General features: G+C 74.0%; 17 protein-coding genes. 8 read left to right on the forward strand and 9 right to left on the reverse strand.

Features of this window, described 5'->3' with window-relative positions:
• Positions 1-16 precede the first annotated feature (16 nt).
• Together ACWCXC_RS33665 and ACWCXC_RS33670 are read right to left on the reverse strand one after the other, a co-directional pair.
• Positions 17-913 carry a hypothetical protein gene (locus tag ACWCXC_RS33665; RefSeq protein ID WP_450891472.1) on the reverse strand — a complete coding sequence of 299 codons (897 nt, stop codon included), beginning with the start codon at positions 911-913 and terminating at the stop codon, positions 17-19.
• Between the two features lie 109 nt (positions 914-1022).
• Positions 1023-1319 carry a hypothetical protein gene (locus ACWCXC_RS33670; protein ID WP_450686401.1) on the reverse strand — a complete coding sequence of 99 codons (297 nt, stop codon included), beginning with the start codon at positions 1317-1319 and terminating at the stop codon, positions 1023-1025.
• Positions 1320-1411: 92 nt separating this feature from the next.
• Between ACWCXC_RS33670 and ACWCXC_RS33675 the strand changes: the two genes are divergently transcribed.
• Positions 1412-2314: an oxygenase MpaB family protein gene (locus ACWCXC_RS33675; protein WP_450891473.1), complete on the forward strand. Its 903-nt coding sequence runs from the start codon at positions 1412-1414 to the stop codon at positions 2312-2314.
• Positions 2315-2341: 27 nt separating this feature from the next.
• Here ACWCXC_RS33675 and ACWCXC_RS33680 read toward each other — a convergent pair whose 3' ends face one another.
• Positions 2342-2941, reverse strand: coding sequence for a class I SAM-dependent methyltransferase (locus tag ACWCXC_RS33680; RefSeq protein WP_450891474.1), 600 nt, complete (start codon positions 2939-2941; stop codon positions 2342-2344).
• A gap of 158 nt (positions 2942-3099) precedes the next feature.
• Between ACWCXC_RS33680 and ACWCXC_RS33685 the strand changes: the two genes are divergently transcribed.
• The 4 genes from ACWCXC_RS33685 (at position 3100) to ACWCXC_RS33700 (ending at position 7448) form a co-directional block, all read left to right on the forward strand.
• Complete coding sequence (locus tag ACWCXC_RS33685) at positions 3100-3948, forward strand: MHYT domain-containing protein (RefSeq protein WP_450686355.1); 849 nt, start codon at positions 3100-3102, stop codon at positions 3946-3948.
• Positions 3949-4034: 86 nt separating this feature from the next.
• Complete coding sequence (locus tag ACWCXC_RS33690; RefSeq protein ID WP_450891475.1) at positions 4035-6584, forward strand: sensor histidine kinase; 2550 nt, start codon at positions 4035-4037, stop codon at positions 6582-6584.
• The gene (locus ACWCXC_RS33695; RefSeq protein ID WP_450686226.1) at positions 6581-7018 is read left to right on the forward strand and encodes a roadblock/LC7 domain-containing protein; all 438 of its coding nucleotides are present in this window, start codon (positions 6581-6583) and stop codon (positions 7016-7018) included. The genes ACWCXC_RS33690 and ACWCXC_RS33695 overlap by 4 nt, the downstream gene beginning before the upstream one ends.
• Before the next feature lie 16 nt (positions 7019-7034).
• Positions 7035-7448: a DUF742 domain-containing protein gene (locus ACWCXC_RS33700; protein ID WP_450686227.1), complete on the forward strand. Its 414-nt coding sequence runs from the start codon at positions 7035-7037 to the stop codon at positions 7446-7448.
• A 20-nt stretch (positions 7449-7468) separates the two neighbouring features.
• Here the strand turns inward: ACWCXC_RS33700 and ACWCXC_RS33705 are convergent, their stop codons facing one another.
• Entirely contained in the window at positions 7469-7975 is a 507-nt protein-coding gene (locus ACWCXC_RS33705) for a MarR family winged helix-turn-helix transcriptional regulator (protein ID WP_450891476.1), read from the reverse strand.
• An 81-nt stretch (positions 7976-8056) separates the two neighbouring features.
• On the opposite strand from ACWCXC_RS33705, the gene ACWCXC_RS33710 reads away from it, so the two are divergent.
• On the forward strand, positions 8057-10189 hold the full coding sequence (locus ACWCXC_RS33710; protein WP_450891477.1) for an MMPL family transporter: 2133 nt from the start codon (positions 8057-8059) through the stop codon (positions 10187-10189).
• 60 nt (positions 10190-10249) lie between these two features.
• Here the strand turns inward: ACWCXC_RS33710 and ACWCXC_RS33715 are convergent, their stop codons facing one another.
• Both ACWCXC_RS33715 and tatA read right to left on the reverse strand, forming a co-directional pair.
• On the reverse strand, positions 10250-10825 hold the full coding sequence (locus ACWCXC_RS33715) for a TerD family protein (RefSeq protein ID WP_450891478.1): 576 nt from the start codon (positions 10823-10825) through the stop codon (positions 10250-10252).
• A 102-nt stretch (positions 10826-10927) separates the two neighbouring features.
• Complete coding sequence (tatA, locus tag ACWCXC_RS33720; protein WP_450891496.1) at positions 10928-11191, reverse strand: Sec-independent protein translocase subunit TatA; 264 nt, start codon at positions 11189-11191, stop codon at positions 10928-10930.
• A 194-nt stretch (positions 11192-11385) separates the two neighbouring features.
• On the opposite strand from tatA, the gene ACWCXC_RS33725 reads away from it, so the two are divergent.
• Entirely contained in the window at positions 11386-12867 is a 1482-nt protein-coding gene (locus tag ACWCXC_RS33725; protein WP_450891479.1) for an LCP family protein, read from the forward strand.
• Between the two features lie 13 nt (positions 12868-12880).
• Here ACWCXC_RS33725 and ACWCXC_RS33730 read toward each other — a convergent pair whose 3' ends face one another.
• From ACWCXC_RS33730 to ACWCXC_RS33740, 3 genes are read right to left on the reverse strand one after another with little or no spacing between them, the layout of a single operon-like run.
• Positions 12881-13429: a GNAT family N-acetyltransferase gene (locus tag ACWCXC_RS33730; protein WP_450891480.1), complete on the reverse strand. Its 549-nt coding sequence runs from the start codon at positions 13427-13429 to the stop codon at positions 12881-12883.
• A complete protein-coding gene (gene mgtA, locus ACWCXC_RS33735; RefSeq protein WP_450891481.1) occupies positions 13426-16188 on the reverse strand; it encodes a magnesium-translocating P-type ATPase in 2763 nt (920 codons plus the stop codon). The genes ACWCXC_RS33730 and mgtA overlap by 4 nt, the downstream gene beginning before the upstream one ends.
• On the reverse strand, positions 16172-16537 hold the full coding sequence (locus tag ACWCXC_RS33740) for an ArsR/SmtB family transcription factor (RefSeq protein ID WP_450686426.1): 366 nt from the start codon (positions 16535-16537) through the stop codon (positions 16172-16174). Before ACWCXC_RS33740 ends, mgtA begins: the two co-directional genes overlap by 17 nt.
• A 508-nt stretch (positions 16538-17045) precedes the next feature.
• On the opposite strand from ACWCXC_RS33740, the gene ACWCXC_RS33745 reads away from it, so the two are divergent.
• Positions 17046-17669 (forward strand): GTP-binding protein, encoded by a 624-nt coding sequence (locus ACWCXC_RS33745; protein WP_450686268.1) that lies wholly within the window; start codon positions 17046-17048, stop codon positions 17667-17669.
• The last annotated feature ends 46 nt before the right edge of the window (positions 17670-17715 follow it).

The following is a 17715-nucleotide window of genomic DNA, read 5'->3' on the forward strand; positions in this document are numbered from 1 at the left end:
GCCATGACGGCCCGAGTCAGGACGGCCGGACGGCCATCGCGTCCAGGGCCGCGAGCAGCTTGGGCAGCTCCGTGCCGCGCCCCACGGTCATGATCTCGCCGGGCACCTCGTCCAGCAGCAGAAAGGCGATGTCGTCGGTCCGGGCGACCATGGACCAGCCGGGACCGTCGGCCCGGATCATCCGCGCGTCCCCCGGGGCGAACGAGGAGCGGACCCGGCCGGGCGGCGGCGGACTGTCCCGATACGCGGTCGCCTCGGCCAGCGCCCGCCGCACCCCGGGGTGCGCACCGCCGGCGGACAGCTCCGCCGCGTCGCCCCGCTCCGCCGGGGAGCCGTCCGGCTGTCCGTCGCCGCCGGCCCCGTCCCCGTGCCCCTGCGCTTCGCTCGATCCGGATGCGGCCCCGGACTCCTCCCCGTCGTCGACCTGCTCCCGCCAGACCGCCCACTGCGAGGCGATCGCGTCCGCCCCCAGCCGGCGCTGGGCGGGACCCCAGGCGTCTGTGTCGGGCGGGGAGAGCGGTGCCAGGGGCTCGCCCTCCACCTCGGGGTCGGGTCCCGGATCGTGCGGGGCGGGCAGACCGGGGGCGGCGACGGCCACGGCCAGCGGCCAGCCGGGCAGCGCGCAGACCACCGAGCGGTCGTCCGGCGACAGGTCGTACTCCATCCCGCAGTCCCAGGAAGCGATCGCCACCGCCACCAGCGACACGTCGTCCACGACCACCGTCCAGCGCGCGCCGTCGCCGTCCTGCCCCATGACCAGGCCGTACCCCTCCGCGTACGGTTCCAGGCCCAGGGCCGCGCACGCCGCCGGATAGTCGTCGCCGAGCACGCTCGGGAACTGCGCGGGGGTCAGCAGGACCGCGGTCAGCACATACAGCGCGTCGTCGGCGACAGCGTCGTCCGTCCCGGCCACTGCACCCTCCTCTTCCGTCACGGTGGTGTCGGCGCACCTTAACCAGTGGGTAACCCACCCGTCGAGGCCCTGACAAGGCCGGACCCGGCGGGGCGCGTACGGGCCCGGATCAGTCGTCGGCGAGGCCCAGCAGCGTCCGGGCGGCCTGCTCCGGCGTGACGCCCCGCTCCCGCGCGAGCGCGGTGACGGCCCGGCAGGCCAGCTCGCTCACACCGAAGGACAGCGCCTCGGGCGACACCCAGCCGCTCGCCTCCTCCATCCGGTCCTGGTCGTCCGCCGCCGACGCCCCGACAAACGTGGCCGCTGCCTCGAACAGGTTGTGCTGCCGGCGCGCCGGAGCGGTGGGCGGGCCGTCCTTGCGCAGCGGGGTCACGGCTCTTCGCCACAGTTGCCTCACGCCGGTCATGGGTACCGCCTTTCGGGTGGTGCGTACGTATTCACCGTCCTGCCCACGCACGTAGGCTGGGACACTCGACCTGGACAGAGGGGGACGCCGCGGTGAAGCGCTACGACCGGCTGAAGGAGATCCAACGCCTCGATCCGGAGCGGGACTTCCTGGAGATCTACCGCATCACGGCGACGTACGAGTTCCCGTGGGACATCACCCGCGCCCTGGAACTCGCCCTGTACCGCACCTATGCCGTGCCCTCGATCGGCAGGCTCCTCGCGCAGACCGCCGAACTGACGGACCGTTCGCAGAAGCGGTACGACGACACCGCGCTGCTCCTGGACACGGTGGTCGAGCACGGCTTCGACAGCGAACCGGGACGCACGGCCATCCGCCGCATCAACCGGATGCACCGCAGCTACGACATCAGCAACGACGACATGCGCTATGTGCTGTGCACCTTCGTCGTCAGCCCGAAGCGCTGGCTGGACGCGTACGGCTGGCGCCGGCTCTGCGACCACGAGCTGCGGGCGTGCGCCGCCTACTACCGGACCCTCGGCGCCCATATGGGCATCAAGGACCTGCCGCGCACCTACGAGGAGTTCGAGCACACCCTCGACACCTACGAGGCCGCGCACTTCGGCTGGGACGAGGGGGCGCGTGCCGTGTCGGACGCGACGCTGGCGCTGATGGCCTCCTGGTATCCGCGCCCGCTCGCGCCCCTCGTCCGGGGAGCGAGCCTCGCCCTGCTCGACGACGCGCTGCTGCGGGCCTTCCGCTATCCGGCACCGGGCGCCGCCGCCCGCGCCGTCACCCGGGGCGCCCTGCGGCTCAGGGCGCGCGCGGTCCGGCTCCTCCCGCCGCGCCGCACGCCGCACTACGCCCGGCAGAACCCCGAGATCAAGGGCTATCCCCACGGCTATGAGGTGTCCGCGCTCGGCACCCACCCGGTCCCCGGCACCGGCGGCTGCCCGGTCCGCCACCTCCGGGACACCGAGACCGAATCGGCCTGACCCGCCGGCCGACGGGTGCGCCCCGCCTCAGCCGGAGCGTTCGGCCAGCGCGAGATAGCGGGCGTCCTCGTCCACGTACGAGACGAGGCGCCAGCCCGAACGCGCCAGCAGCGGGCAAAGGCGCGGTTCGGCCCGCAGATCCCCGTCGGTGATCCGCCGCCCCTGACGCGCCGCGAGGGCGGCGCGTCCCACGGGGTGGAAGAGCGCCAGCAGCCCGCCCGGCCGCACCACCCGGGCGAGTTCGGCGAGATCCGGCCCCGGCCGGGACAGATGCGAGAGCAGACCCGCCGCGAACACCGCGTCGAGCGCCCCCGGACGCACCGGCAGCCGCGCGACATCGGCCCGGACCAGCCGGCCGGCCCGGTCCCGTCCGGCCCGGACGGCCTCCTCCAGCATGGCCGGGGTGAGGTCCGCGCCCAGCACCGTCCCCTCGGGCCCGACCGCCTTCCGCAGCGCCGGCAGGGCCCGCCCCGTGCCGCATCCCGCGTCCAGCACGGCGTCACCGGGCCGCAGCCCCAGCGAGGCGACCGCCGTGTCGAAGGCCGGACCGTCGTCGGGGAAGCGGGTGTCCCAGCCCGCCGCCCGCGCCCCGAAGAACTCCTGGACATGTGTGTGGTCATCGGTCATGCGGCCATGATGGCGCAGTCTCGCCCGAACGAAACGTCCTGAACCGGCGTGCACGTTCGACCACGGCGCGATCGTTCGGGAACATCTCTCTGTCATATCCCGGCAGCTTTCGCCTGCGACGGGGACGCGCGCTCCGGCGCGACTAGCGTCCCCGAGTCATGGGACACCTGGACCACGCCAGCTTCGGCTGGCTCACCCCCGTGCTGTCGTACGCGATGGCCTGCATCGGCGCCGCGCTCGGCCTCAGCTGCACCGTGCGCGCCCTCGACACGACCGGACGCTCCCGGCGCAACTGGCTGATCACGGCCGCCTCCGCCATCGGCTCGGGCATCTGGACGATGCACTTCGTCGCGATGCTCGGCTTCGGCGTCTACGGCACCGACATCCGCTACCACGTGCCGCTCACCCTGCTCAGCCTGCTCGGCGCCATGGCCGTCGTCGGCGGAGGCGTCTTCGCCGTCGGCTACAGCCGCGACCGGACCAGGGCACTGCTCCTCGGCGGTCTCGCCACCGGCCTCGGCGTCGCCAGCATGCACTACCTCGGCATGGCGGCCCTGCGGCTGCACGGCACCCTCCACTACGACCCGCTGCGCGTCGTCCTCTCCGTCGTCATCGCGGTCATCGCCGCGACGGCCGCGCTCTGGGCCGTCCTCAACATCCGCTCCACCCGGGCCGTCGCCCTCGCCTCGCTCGTCATGGGCGCGGCGGTCAGCAGCATGCACTACACCGGCATGCTGGCCGTGAGCGTACGGGTCGCCCCCTCGGCCGCCCCGCTCCCGGGCGCCACCGCCATGCAGTTCATCTTCCCGCTCGCCGTCTGCCTCGGCTCCTACCTCTTCCTCACCTCCGCGTTCGTGGCGCTCTCGCCCACGGCACCGGAGCGGGCCGCGTACGCCCGCGCCGGACGCGCCGAACCCGCCGCGGACGCACCGTCCGCCCCGGCACCTGCCCCCACCCCGTGGCACGCCACCCGCCGCCCCGGAGCCGCCCGGGCCGGAACCCGCTGACCCGCCGGACCCGGCACCGCCCCTTCGCAGCACAGCCCCGCCGCCCCCGCCCCTACCACCCGTACCCGATCCGGAACGAGGAGGCCATGCGCCCATCCCGCACGACCCCGGAGGCCGGCGCCTTCGACGCCCGGCCCGGCACCCCGCCGGTCCGAGGCCGCCGCGCGCACGCCGGACCCCCGGCCGACGAGAGCGCCGAACGCGCCGCACGGGCCGAGCCCGGCACGGCTCCCCGGGGAGGCTGGCGGCTGCGTCCCAGGACCGTCCGCGCGAAGGTCATCTCGCTGCTCGTGGTGCCCGTCGTGTCGCTGCTCGCGCTGTGGGGGTTCGCGACCGTGTCCACGGCCCAGGACGTGGCCCGGCTGCGCCAGTTGCAGCGGGTCGACGACGAGGTCAGGGCCCCCGTCGCGGCGGCCGTCACCGCGCTCCAGGCCGAACGCGAGGCGGCCATGGTCCGGGCGGCCGATCCGGGCACGGCCGAGGAGGCGACCCTCCGGGCCCGCGCCGCCCGCACCGACACCGCACTCGGCGCCCTGCGCCTGGACGGCGGCCACACCGTCGCCGACACCGGCAATCTGCCCGGGGCGGTGGCCGGGCGCCTCGACCGCTTCCTCGCCGAAGTCGCCGCCCTCCGGGGGCGGGGCGGTGGACAGGACGGCGTGGAGGCGGTCTACGACCGCTACACCTCGGCCGTGACCGCGGCTTTCGCCGTGTCCGGAGCGGTCACCGGCATCCAGGACGACGCCCTCGGATCCGACGCCCGGGTCCTGCTCGAACTGGCCCGCGCCGACGAGATGCTGGCCCGCGAGGACGCGCTGCTCACCACCGCCTTCCGCACCGGCCGACTGGAGGGCCGCCCGCTGCGCCTGTTCACCGGCGCCGTCGGGACCCGCCGCGAACTGACCGCGACCGCCGGCGCCGATCTGCCCGCCACCGAACGGGCCGCCTGGCACGCGCTCACCGCCCGGCCCGCCACCCGCGCCCTCGCCGCCGCCGAGGACGCCGTACTCACCGCGGCACCCGGCCGGGCCGCCGTGCGCGCCCTGCCCGCCGCCGACTGGCAGCCCGCCGCCGACGAGGTCCGCACCGAACTGCACGGCATCGCCGCCGGTGCAGGGGAGCGCGCGGCCCACCGCACCGACCCGCTCGCCCATGGCCTCTTCAGCCCCTCCGGCGCCGCCGTCGTCTTCGGCTTCGCCGCCGTGGCCGCCTCCCTCGTGATCTCCGTACGCATCGGCCGCGCCCTCGTCGTGGAACTGGTGAGCCTCCGCAACAGCGCCCTGGAGATCGCCCGGCGCAAGCTGCCCCTGGCCATGCGCCGGCTGCGCGCCGGCGAGGAACTGGACATCCGGGCCGAGGCCCCGCCCGGACCCGCCTCCCAGGACGAGATCGGACAGGTCGCCGAGGCCCTGGCCACCGTGCACCGCGCCGCCCTCGGCGCCGCCGTCGAACGCGCCGAACTCGCCGACGGGATCTCCGGCGTCTTCGTCAACCTCGCCCGCCGCAGCCAGGTGCTGGTGCACCGCCAGTTGAATCTGCTCGACAGCATGGAGCGGCGCGCCGACGACCCGGACGAGCTGAGCGACCTCTTCCGCCTCGACCACCTCACCACCCGCATGCGGCGCCACGCCGAGAGCCTGATCATCCTGTCGGGCGCGGCGCCCGGCCGGGCCTGGCGGATGCCGGTCCCCCTCACCAACGTCGTCCGCGCGGCCGTCTCCGAGATCGAGGACTACGCCCGGGTCGAGGTGAGCCGGCTCCCCGACGGCGCGGTCCGGGGCGCCGCCGTGGCCGACCTCACCCATCTGCTGGCCGAACTGGTCGAGAACGCCGCCCAGTTCTCGCCCCCGCACACCAAGGTGCGCATCACCGGCGAACCCGTGGGCAACGGCTACGCCCTGGAGATCGAGGACCGGGGCCTGGGCATGGGTCCCGAACTCCTCGCCGAGGCCAACCGCCGCATCGAAGAGGCCGAGGCGCTCGACCTCTTCGACAGCGACCGGCTCGGGCTCTTCGTCGTCAGCCGGCTCGCCGTCCGCCACCGCGTCAAGGTCCATCTGCGCACCTCCGCCTACGGCGGCACCACGGCGGTGGTCCTGCTGCCGACGGCCCTGCTGCAGAGCGCGCTCCCGCCGGGCGGGGAACGGACCGCGCCCGCGGCGGACACCGAGCCGCGCCGGGAGGACACCGACCGCGCCGCCCTCGGACCGGCCCCCCGGGTCGCCCGGCCCCGCACCACGGCGTTCCCCGCCCCCGTCGCCGTACCGGCCCTGGACAGCGGAACCGGACCGACCGCCCAGGTCACCTCCCTGCGCCCGCGCCGGACGCCGCAGCGGACGGAGAAGCCCGCACCCGCGCCGTCCCCGGGCGCGGACCGGGGCGAGGACGACCTGCCCCGCCGGGTCAGGCAGGCGAGTCTCGCCCCGCAACTGCGCGAGCGGCCCCGCCCCGAACCGCCCCCCTCCGCCGAACCGCCCGCCGGCCCCGCCCACCGCACACCGGAGGAGGCCAGGGACCGCATGTCCGCCTACCGCGCCGGCTGGCTGCGCGGCGGCGGCTCCTCCCCGGGCGCCCCGGAGCCCGGCCCCCGTACCACCCCCGAACCGCGCCCGCTCAGCGAAGGAGACCCCGCATGATCGCGAACGAGAGGACCGGGGTGCCGCGCAGATCCGGCGAACTCGACTGGCTGCTGGACGATCTGGTGACCCGTGTCGCAGAGGTCCGGCACGCGGTCGTGCTCTCCGGCGACGGACTCGCGGTAGGCGCCTCCAGCGCGCTGAGCCGCGAGGACGCCGAACACCTCGCGGCGGTCGCCTCCGGCTTCCACAGCCTCGCCAAGGGGGCCGGGCGCCACTTCGGGGCGGGCGACGTCCGTCAGACGATGGTCGAGATGGACGACGGCTTCCTGTTCGTCGCGGCGGCGGGGGAGGGCTCGTGCCTCGCCGTGCTCAGCACCGCCTTCGCCGACATCGGACTGGTCGCCTACGAGATGGCCCGCCTGGTCAAACGGGTCGGTGAACATCTGCGCACCCCGGCCCGGTTCGCCGCCCACCCCACGGCGACCGGCTGAGGGGGCGGTGAGCACCATGTCCGCCACGGACACCGATCCGTACGAGCTGCCGGGCAGCCAGTGGTACGACGCCGAGGCCGGCCCGCTGGTCCGGCCGTACGCCATGACCGGAGGCCGCACCGACCCGGGGCCGGGCGCCGCCCGGTTCGATCTGATCGCGCTCGTCACGTACGCCGACACGGCGGCCGGGAGCGGCGAGGACGTACTGCTCGGTCCGGAGCACCAGACCCTGCTGGAGCTGTGCCGCACCGAGACGCAGTCCGTCGCGGAACTCGCGGCGGACGCCGATCTGCCGGTCGGTGTCGTCCGGGTCCTCCTCGGCGACCTGCTGGAGTCCGGCCATGTGACGGTCAGCCGCCCGGTGCCCCCGGCCCAGCTCCCCGACGAACGCGTCCTGCGCGAGGTCATCAACGGACTCCGGGCCCTGTGAGAAGGACCGGGCGGCGGACGCTACGGACGCTGCCCGGACCCGCGCAGCCGCGCCAGTTCCTCGTTCATCGACTCCAGGAAGCGCACCACGACGCGCAGTTCGTCCGCGTCGAACTGCCGTCGGGCCGCTTCGGTGCCGGCCGCCAGCGGCTGGAAGAAGTCACGCGCGACGCGCTTGGCCGGAGCGGCGTAGTGCAGATGCACCACCCGCCGGTCCCCGGTGTCACGGACCCGGCGGATGTGCCCCGCCCGCTCCAGCCGGTCCAGACACGCCGTGACCGCACCCGAGGTCAGATCCAGTTGTTCACGCAGCCGCCCGGGTGTCATCGCGCCGTCCGTGCCGCGCTCCGCGTCCAGAATGGCGATCAGGGCCTGGACGTCGGTGGCGTGCAGCCCCTGGGTCTGGGCGAACGCGTGCGTGATGCGGTTGAACTCGCCGTTCATCCGGCGCAGCAGCACCGCGAACGACTGGAGCCCGGTGGGATCGTCGCTCGTGCCTCTGTCCGGGCCGGTGTCTGCGGTGCGCATCCCTCCAGAGTAATATCTCTCGATCATTGAGATAGTCGATGACCGAGAGATATCTGCCGTCCGTCGATTCCAGGGGAAGCAATGAAGCCCGCCTCGCACCACCGCCTGCTCCGCTGGCTGGTGCCCGTGACTCTGCTCGTCGTCTGGCTCGGGATCGGAGGAGCCCTCGGCCCGTACGCCGGAAAACTCGGCGAGGTCGCCACCAACGACCAGGCCGCCTTCCTGCCGCGCAGCGCCGAGTCCACCCGGGTCGCCGAGGAGCAGAAAGACTTCCAGACCGCGCGGACCATGCCCGCGATCGTCGTGTGGACCGGCCGGGACGGCGCGCTCCCCGCCGGCGGGCAGCAATCCGCGACCCGTGCCCTGGCGACGCTGAAGGGGCAGCCGGGCATCGTCGGAGCGCCCTCGCCCGCGCTCCCCTCCGACGACGGCCTGGCCCTGTCCGGTGTGGTCCAGCTCCGCTCGGACCTCGGGGACGCCCTTCCCGACACCCTCGACCGGGTGCGCGCCGCCGCCGAGGTGCCCGGGACCACGGTCGGCATCGCCGGACCGGCGGCGGCGCAGGCCGATCTCAAGGACGCCTTCGCGGGCATCGACGGACTGCTCCTCGGCGTGGCCCTGGCCGCCGTCCTGGTGATCCTGCTGCTCGTCTACCGCTCCCTGCTGCTGCCCTTCCTGATCATCATCGGCGCGGTCCTCGCCCTCGGGCTCGCCTGCGCCGTCGTCTATGTGCTCGCCGACCACGATGTCGTCCGCGTGGACGGCCAGGTGCAGGGCATCCTGTCGATCCTCGTGATCGGCGCGGCCACCGACTACGCCCTGCTGCTGACCGCGCGCTTCCGCGAGGAACTGGCCCGGCACGACGACCGGGGTGCCGCCGCCCTCGCCGCGATCCGCCGCTCCTTCGGGGCGATCACCGCGAGCGCCGCGACCGTCGCCCTCGGGCTGCTCGCACTGCTCCTCAGCGATCTGACGAACAATCGCGCGCTCGGCCCGGTCGGTGCCATCGGCATCGTCTGCGCGGTGCTCAGCACCCTCACCTTCCTGCCCGCCGTGCTGGTGCTGTGCGGCCGGGCCGCCTACTGGCCCGCCACCCCGCGCCCGGCGGAGGACGCGGCCCAGGGGCACGGCGTCTGGCGCCGGGTCGCCACCCGGGTCGACCGCTCCCCGCGCGCGGTCTGGGTCTCCACCACGCTGGTCCTCGTCGCCTGTGCGGCTTTCGCCCCCACCCTCGACTCCCGGGGCGTGCCGCTGGACGAGATCTTCGTCAACGACGCCCCCTCGGTCTCGGCCCAGGCCACCCTGGGCAAGCACTTCCCGGGCGGCTCGGGCAACCCGGCCGTGATCCTGGCGAACGCGGACCGGGCGGACCAGGTGACCGTCGCGGCGGCCGGCACCGAGGGCGTGGCGTCCGCGGCGCCCGTCACCGCCTCGGGCCGCCCCGGCGGCGGACCCCCGCTCGTGGTCGACGGACGGGTCCGGATCGACGCGACGCTGGAGGACGCCGCGGACAGCGACGCGGCCAAGGCCACCGTGCGGCGGTTGCGCGCCTCGGTGCACGCCGTCGAGGGGGCCGACGCCCTCGTCGGGGGCTACACCGCCCAGCAGGACGACACCCAGCGCACCGCCGCGCACGACCGGGGCGTCATCGTGCCGGTGGTCCTGGCGATCATCCTGCTCATCCTGATGGGGCTGCTGCGCTCGGTCCTCGTCCCGGTCCTGCTGGTGGCGACCGTGGGTCTCAACTTCCTGGCGACGCTGGGGGTCTCGTCGCTGGTCTTCACGCATGTGCTGGGCTTCAGCGGCACGGACGCCTCCGTTCCGCTCTACGGCTTCGTCTTCCTGGTGGCGCTCGGCGTCGACTACAACATCTTCCTGATGTCGCGGGTCCGCGAGGAGGCGGAGACGTACGGGGCCCGGCAGGGCGTGCTGCGGGGGCTGGTCAGCACGGGAGGGGTCATCACCTCGGCCGGTGTGGTGCTGGCCGCCACCTTCGCCGCGCTGATCGTGATCCCGCTGGCGTTCCTCGCCCAGATCGCGTTCATCGTCGCCTTCGGCGTGCTGCTGGACACCCTGGTGGTGCGGTCGCTGCTGGCGCCCGCGCTGGTGGTCGACATCGGGGCGCGGGCCTGGTGGCCGGGCCGGATCGCCCGGACGGGGCCGGGCGGGCGCACCGAGGAGGGCGAGACGGCCACGGCGGGGAAGCGCGGATGACGCACGCGGGCCCGGCCCGCCCCGTGCGTACGGGGCGGGCCGGGCCCGCGCAGCCGTCCGTCAGACGTTCACGCCGTAGTCCGAGGCGATGCCGGCCAGGCCGGACGCGTACCCCTGGCCCACCGCGCGGAACTTCCACTCGGCCCCGTGGCGGTACAGCTCGCCGAAGACCATCGCGGTCTCGGTGGAGGCGTCCTCGCTCAGGTCGTAACGGGCCAGCTCGACGTTGTTCGCCCGGTTCACCACGCGGATGAACGCGTTGCGCACCTGGCCGAAACTCTGCCCCCGGGCCTGCGCGTCATGGATGGACACGGGGAAGACGATCTTCGCCACGTCCGCCGGGACGGTCGCCAGGTCCACGTTGATGGACTCGTCGTCGCCCTCGCCCTCACCGGTCAGGTTGTCCCCGGTGTGCTGGACCGATCCGTCCGGGCTGTTGAGGTTGTTGTAGAAGACGAAGTGGAGGTCGGAGAGGACCTTGCCGCTCGCCGAACACAGCAGCGCGCTGGCGTCCAGGTCGTGGTCGGCCCCCGTCGTCGTCCGCACGTCCCAGCCCAGGCCCACGGTCACCGCGGTCAGGCCGGGCGCCTCCTTGGACAGGGAGACGTTGCCGCCCTTGGCCAGGCTCACACCCATGAACTTCCTCCAAATGATCCGGTGATCGCGTCGATCAGCGTGTCTTCGGCCGCCATCGAGGAGGACGGCGGCCCTGTTCCTACGGTTCCCAGCGTGCGCGGGTCATGACGAGACGGCGGTGCCGCCGTCGGCGGGGGCGGTCCTGGGGGCGGACCCGGTGGCCGCACCCGTGCCGGCGGACCCGGTTTCGCCGGAGACGATCCCGGGGGCCGACTCCTCCTTCATGGCCTTGGTCTCACTCTTCAGGATCCGCAGGGACTTGCCCAGGGCGCGGGCGGTGTCCGGCAGCTTCTTCGAGCCGAACAGCAGCACCACGACGATCACCACGATCAGCAGATGCCAGGGTTCGAGGCCGTTGCGCAGCATGCGCGTCACGCCCCTTTCTTCGGTCCGTTCCGGTCAATGTGTGCGGCAGGGGCTCGCGGACGCCGGATGGGGGCCCAGGATGGACGGGGCCGTTGATCCGGACGGACGCGGACACTTGCTACATTGCGCAACTGTACAACCATGGAGCGCCGGTCTCACGGCCTCCTCCATGGCAGCGAGGAACGGGGAGTTCGATGGCAGGGAGCCACAAGGGCGCGGCGACCCGGGGGAGGGGAGGACGGCTGCGGCGTACCGGCCTGTTCGGATGCTCGTTCCTCGTCCTGCTGGTGGCGGGGGTCGGCTGGGGCTACCTCAAACTCACCGGCAGCATCGACACCTTCGGCGCCGACGGCATCTCGGGCGACCGCCCGGACGGCTCCGGCGGGCAGAACGTCCTGGTCATCGGATCCGACTCGCGCTCGGGGGCCAACGGCGGCCTCGGCGGCGGCACGGGCGCGGTGGGCCGCTCCGACACGGCCTTCCTGCTGCACGTCTACGCCGACCGCCGGCACGCCGTGGGGGTGTCCATCCCGCGCGACTCCCTCGTGACCATTCCCGCCTGCAAGAAGCCCGACGGCACCTGGACGGTTCCGCAGGAGAACACCATGTTCAACGCGGCGTTCTCGGTCGGGGAAACCGCCGAGGGCAACCCCGCGTGCACTCAGAACACCGTCGAACAGCTGACCGGACTGCGGGTGGACCACACGGTCGTCGTCGACTTCGCCGGCTTCTCCGCCCTCACCTCGGCCGTCGGCGGCGTCCCCGTCTGCCTGCCGCAGGACATCTACCAGAAGGACCTCAACCCCAAGCGCCCCACCCGGGGCGAGCGGGTCTTCGCGAAGGGCCCCCAGAAGGTCTCCGGACAGCGAGCCCTCGACTACGTACGGATCCGGCACGGCATCGGCGACGGCTCCGACATAGGGCGCATCAAGCGGCAGCAGGCATTCATCGGCTCGCTCGTCAAGACGGTCAAGTCGCGCGGACTGAATCCGACCACGCTGCTGCCCCTCGCCGACGCGGCCACCGACGCGATGACCGTCGACCCGGGCCTCGGTTCCGCCGACAAACTCCTCAAGTTCGCCCTGTCGATGAAGAACATCGACCTGCACAACACCAAGTTCGTCACGGTGCCGTGGCGGTACGAGGGCGCCCGCGTCGCCATCGTGGAGTCCGAGGCCGACGCCCTCTGGGCGGCGCTGAAGGCCGACCGCACCATCGACGGCGAGAACGCGAACGGCAAGGGGGGAGGGAAGGACGCCCCGGCCCCGGCCACCCCCGCGCCCACCGCACCCGTCTCCGGCACCGGCATCCAGGTCGCCGTCTACAACGGCACCACCGTCACCGGCCTCGCCGCCCAGGCCGCGGGGCTCCTGCGCGACCACGGCTTCACCGTCACCGGGGCCGCCACCGCCAACGCCCAGGACCAGGCCACCACGGTCGTCACCTACGGGCCCGGGAAGCAGAGCGAGGCCGAGACCACCGCCCGGCTCTTCGGCGGTGTACGGATCAGCGCCTCCACCACCCCCGGGGTCCAGGTGATCGTGGGGCGCGACTACGCCGCCGACCCCTCACCCGCGCCCGGCCCCGCCCGGACCGCCTCGACGGTCCCGGCCGACATCGCCGACGGGGCCCGCTCCGCCGACGACGACGTGTGCAGCGACCTCTCGTACGGCTGATCCGGCGGGCGGCTCAGCCCACGGGCCGGGCCGCCCCCTGCCGTACCGGCGTGAACTGGACGTACGAGTGGCGGGGCGGGGCGAAACCGTAGGACGCGTACAGCGCCGCGGCCTCGTCCGTGGCGTTCAGGCCCACCACGGAGACCGGGGTCTCGTCCCGGAACCAGGCGAGCAGCGCGTCCATACAGGCGCGGGCGTGTCCCCGCCTGCGCCGGCGGGGATCGGTGCAGACATTGGAGACATGGCCGCGCAGCCCGCTCGGACTGTTCGGACTCGGGGCGTGCGCGTCGCACGCCCCCACCGCGCAGGCCACGACGCCCAGCTCCGGATCGTCGACGACGAACGCGGCGAACGCGTCGTCCCGGTCCATCCGCGCGGCGAACCAGTCCGCCGCGTGAGACCGCCACACGGCCTCCTCGTCCCCGACGTTCACACCCATGTCGGCCAGCATCCGGGCCCGCAGCCGGACCAGCGCGGAGATGTCGTCACCGGTCGCCCGGCGCACCCGCGCCGGTTCGGTCCCCTCGGCCCTTGTCCGGTCCCCACCCGTCGTGGTCGTCATCCGTGCCTCCGATTGCGCTCGTAGCGTCTGCGTGCCCAGCTCAGACCGCATGCGTACAACGCGAGGACCGAGCCGAGCAACAGGTAATAGAGCGGCGGCAGGGCGCTCATCCCCAGCAGAGGCCCCACCGGAGACAGGGGCAGCAGCACACCGACCGCGGCGAGACCGGCCGCGGCGGCCCGCAGCGGCCCCCCGCCGCGCCGCTCGGCTGCGCTCCGGCCGGTGCGCAGCAGCACCATCACCAGCGCCTGGGTGAGCAGGTTCTCGGTGAACCAGCCGGAGTGGAATCCCGTCGGACCGTCCGGCGCCGCACCGTGCAGGGCCAGGGCGAGGACCCCGAAGGTCGCGAGGTCCGCCGCCGCGTTCAGCAGCCCGAATCCGGTGATGAAACGGAGGAAGTCCCGGGGCCGCAGCACCGCCGGGCGCCGCAGCACTGACGGTGCCGGCCGGTCGAAGGCGAACGCCAACTGCGCCGCGTCGAAGCACAGGTTCTGCACCAGCACCTGACCCGGCAGCATCGGCAGGAAGGGCAGCAGCAGACCCGCGGCGAGCATCGCGAGGACGTTGCCGAGGTTCGACGAGAGCGTGATCCGCAGATAGGTGGCGATGGTGCCGCTGCTGAGCCGGCCCGCGCCGATGGCGTGGGCGATCGCCCCCAGGTCCTTGTCGGCCAGCACCACATCGGCGGTCTCCCGCACCACGTCCACCGCGTTGCGCGGGCAGAGCCCGACATCCGCCGCGTGGAGCGCGGGCAGGTCGTTGACGCCGTCCCCGAGGAACCCCGCCGTGTAGCCCGCGGTCCGCAGCGCGGCCACGATCCGCGCCTTGTGCGCGGGCGTGCACCGTGCGAAGACCGCGGTGCCCCCGGCCGTAGCGGCCAGTTGCTCGTCGGAGAGCGCGTCGACCTCCTCGGCGGTCACCACCCGCCCCGGGGCGAGCCCGAGATCCCGGCAGGCCCGCGCCGCGGTGCCGGGATGGTCCCCGGTCAGCACCTTCACCGACACGCCCCGGTGCGCCAGAACGGCGAGCGCGTCGGGCGCGCTGGGCGTGAGCGCGTCCCGCAGGGCGACGAAGCCGAGGAAGGTCAGCCCGCGCTCGTCGGCCGGGGTGTACGGGCCGATCGCCGCCCTCCGCTCGCGGCGCGCGACCGCGAGCAGCCGCAGTCCGTCCGCCGCCCCGCGCGCCGCCAGGGCGTCGAGCCGGGCGCGTTCCCCGGGCTCCAGCGCACACCGGTCGAGAACGGCCTCGACCGCACCCTTCGTGACCAGCACATGGGTGCCCGGCCGCCGGGGATGGCGGACCACGGCCGTGGCCAGGCGGCGCTGCGGATCGAAGGGGAGCGCCGCCACGGCGTCGTACTCCTCGATCGGAAGGTAGGACTCCGGATGCGGGCCGGGGAGCGGTTCCCAGGCGTCGAGGACCGCCTCGTCGAGGGCGTCCGGCTCGGGCAGTTCCGCCAGCTGGAGGGTCCAGAGGGCGTTGACCGCCGCCCAGTGCAGCACGTCGGGGCCGAGGTCCCCGCCCGGTCCGTACGTCCGGTGCACGACCGGCCGGTCCTGGGTGAGGGTGCCCGTCTTGTCCAGGCAGAGCACGTCCATCGCGCCCAGATCGTGCAGTGCGGGCAGCCGCTTCACGATCACCGCGCGGTCCCTGGCCAGCCGAGCGGCGCCCCGGGCCAGTGCGGTGGTGACGATGACGGGCAGCATTTCCGGCGTCAGACCGACGGCGACCGCCACCGCGAACGGCAGCGTCTCCAGGCCGCGCCCGCGCAGCGCCGCGTTGGCCATCAGGACCAGCGGCGGGGTGAGGAGCATGAACCGGATCAGCGTCCAGGAGATCCCCTGCACGGACCGGTCGAAGGCGCTCGCGGCCCGGCGGTGCGCCGAGCGGTCGTGGGCGGCGGCGAACCGGGTCGCGCCCCCGGTCGCCACGACCACGGCGGTGCCGCTCCCCGAGGCGACACTGCTGCCCTGGAAGCAGTCCTGGGGCCGGTCGAAGACCCCGGCCCCCTCGGCGTGCGCGGTCCCCCGCCCGGGAGCCGCCCCGGGCGGGGGACCGGCCCCGGCGGGACGCTTCGGTACGGGCACCGACTCACCCGTCAGCGCGGACTGGTGCACGGTGAGGCCGCCGGCCCGCAGCAGATGGCAGTCGGCCGGTACGAGATCGCCCGGTGCGAGCCGGATCACATCCCCGGGGACGAGTTCGCCGACGGGTATCTCGCGGACCCGGGGCGCGGCGTCCGGCCCGTCCCGGCGCAGCACCGTCGCGGTCGTCGCGACCAGCTCGCGCAGCGCGGCCGCGGCGCGGTCCGCCCGGTGCTCCTGGGTGGACCGCAGCAGACAGCTGACGACCACCAGCACCGCGATCACGGCGGACGTGCCCCACGAACTCACCAGCGCGGAGACCAGCCCCAGGCAGAGCAGGACCGAGGTGAAAGGATCCCGCAGCGTACGCAGGAAGCGCGTCGGCCAGGCGACGGGGCGGCGGCCGGGCAGCGTGTTCTCGCCGAACCGGCCCAGCCGCTCCTGCGCCTGGGACTCCAGCAGCCCGCGCGGGCCGCTGTCCAGCGAGCGCAGCACCTGGAGCGCGGTCGGCGAGGGCGACGGCCGTAGGGGCGGCGGAGCGGACGCGGTCGGCGAGGAGGAGGGCCGTACGGGCGGCGGAGCGGACGCGGCGCCGGGCAGCGCGATCACGACGGCCGACCGCTCGGCGCGGGCCCCGGACCCCTCCGCCTCGCCGCTCTCAGGCACCGAGTTCACGGAGGCGCGCGGGCGGCTCGGACGGATGCCCGGCCCGCTCGGCGAGCTGCCCCACGATCAGCCGCACCACGGTCACCACGTCGGGGTCGTCGACCAGATAGACCTGGCGGCGGCCCTCGCGGCGGGAGCGGACCAGTCCGGCCAGTTTCAGCTTCGTCAGATGCTGGCTCACCGAGGGAAGCGTGCCGCCGACGCGCTCCGCCAGACCGGTCACATCGCTCTCGCCCTGGGCCAGCGCCCAGACGATGTGCAGGCGCGCGGGCGTCGCCAGGAGACCGAACGCGGCAGCCGCCTCGGCCAGCACTTCCGCGGGCGGGTCCTGGAACCCGCCGCCGGCACCTGTCGACACTTCTCCGCTCCTGTCCGCGTGCACCGCATCGTCCTCGGACCGGGACCCGAGGGGCGTGGTCCGTCCCCCGCCCCCGTCCGAGCGGGCCGGGCCCTCGCACCCGGGACGACCAGTGTAGGCGGCGCGCCCGGGGCCGCCCGGGGCCGGTGGAAGCGCCTCGCACCCCCGTATCCGTACGGGCTCCGGGACCCGCGCGAAGGCGTCCGCCCGACGCGCGGGCCTCCGCCCGGCCGCCGTGGCCGATATCCGACTCTGCGGCACCGGGGCCGTCAAGGAGAAGAGGCCATGGAACGGCTGACAATCACACCGCGTTCGATCCCGTTCCTGGCATCGAACGGACCCAAACAGTCACATCCTCAAAATAGCGATCGCGTCACCCGGGGGCGCGTCCCCCTTTGCCATGCTGTCGCCCGTACACCCGCCGATGACCCGTGGGGTCGAGTGCCTCACAGACGCCACTGACCTGCGTCGTCGACGTCCCGAGACCCACTGGTGAGAGAAGTGATCGATGCCGACCGACCCCACGGACAGCACACGGGAGACGACCGGATCCACCGCCCCGGCCGACGCCCTGGCCCTCAAGATCCTGGTCGCGGGCGGGTTCGGGGTCGGCAAGACGACCCTCGTCGGCGCGGTGAGCGAGATCCGGCCGCTGCGCACGGAGGAACTGCTCAGTGAGGCCGGACAGTCGGTAGACGACACCGAGGGTGTCGCCCAGAAGACGACGACCACCGTGGCGATGGACTTCGGACGCATCACCATCCGCTCCGGGCTCTCCCTCTACCTCTTCGGGACGCCGGGCCAGGACCGGTTCTGGTTCCTCTGGGACGAGCTGTCCCAGGGTGCGCTGGGGGCCGTCGTACTGGCCGACACCCGCCGGCTGGAGGACTGCTTCCCGGCCGTCGACTACTTCGAGCACCGCCGGATCCCCTTCGTCGTCGCCGTGAACTGCTTCGCCGGCGCCCGCGCGTACGGGGAGGGCGATGTCTCCCGGGCACTCGATCTCGACCCGGGGACCCCCGTGGTGCTGTGCGACGCCCGGGACCGCGACTCCGGCAAGGAGGTCCTGATCCGCATGGTCGAGTACGCGGGCCGGATGCACACCGCCCGCATGCTCGAGACCGTGGGCTGAGCCGGGTGGCCTGAACCCGCCCGCTCCCGGGCAGAGGAGTGCTTGC

It is taken from the genome of Streptomyces sp. NPDC001515, from assembly GCF_053597115.1.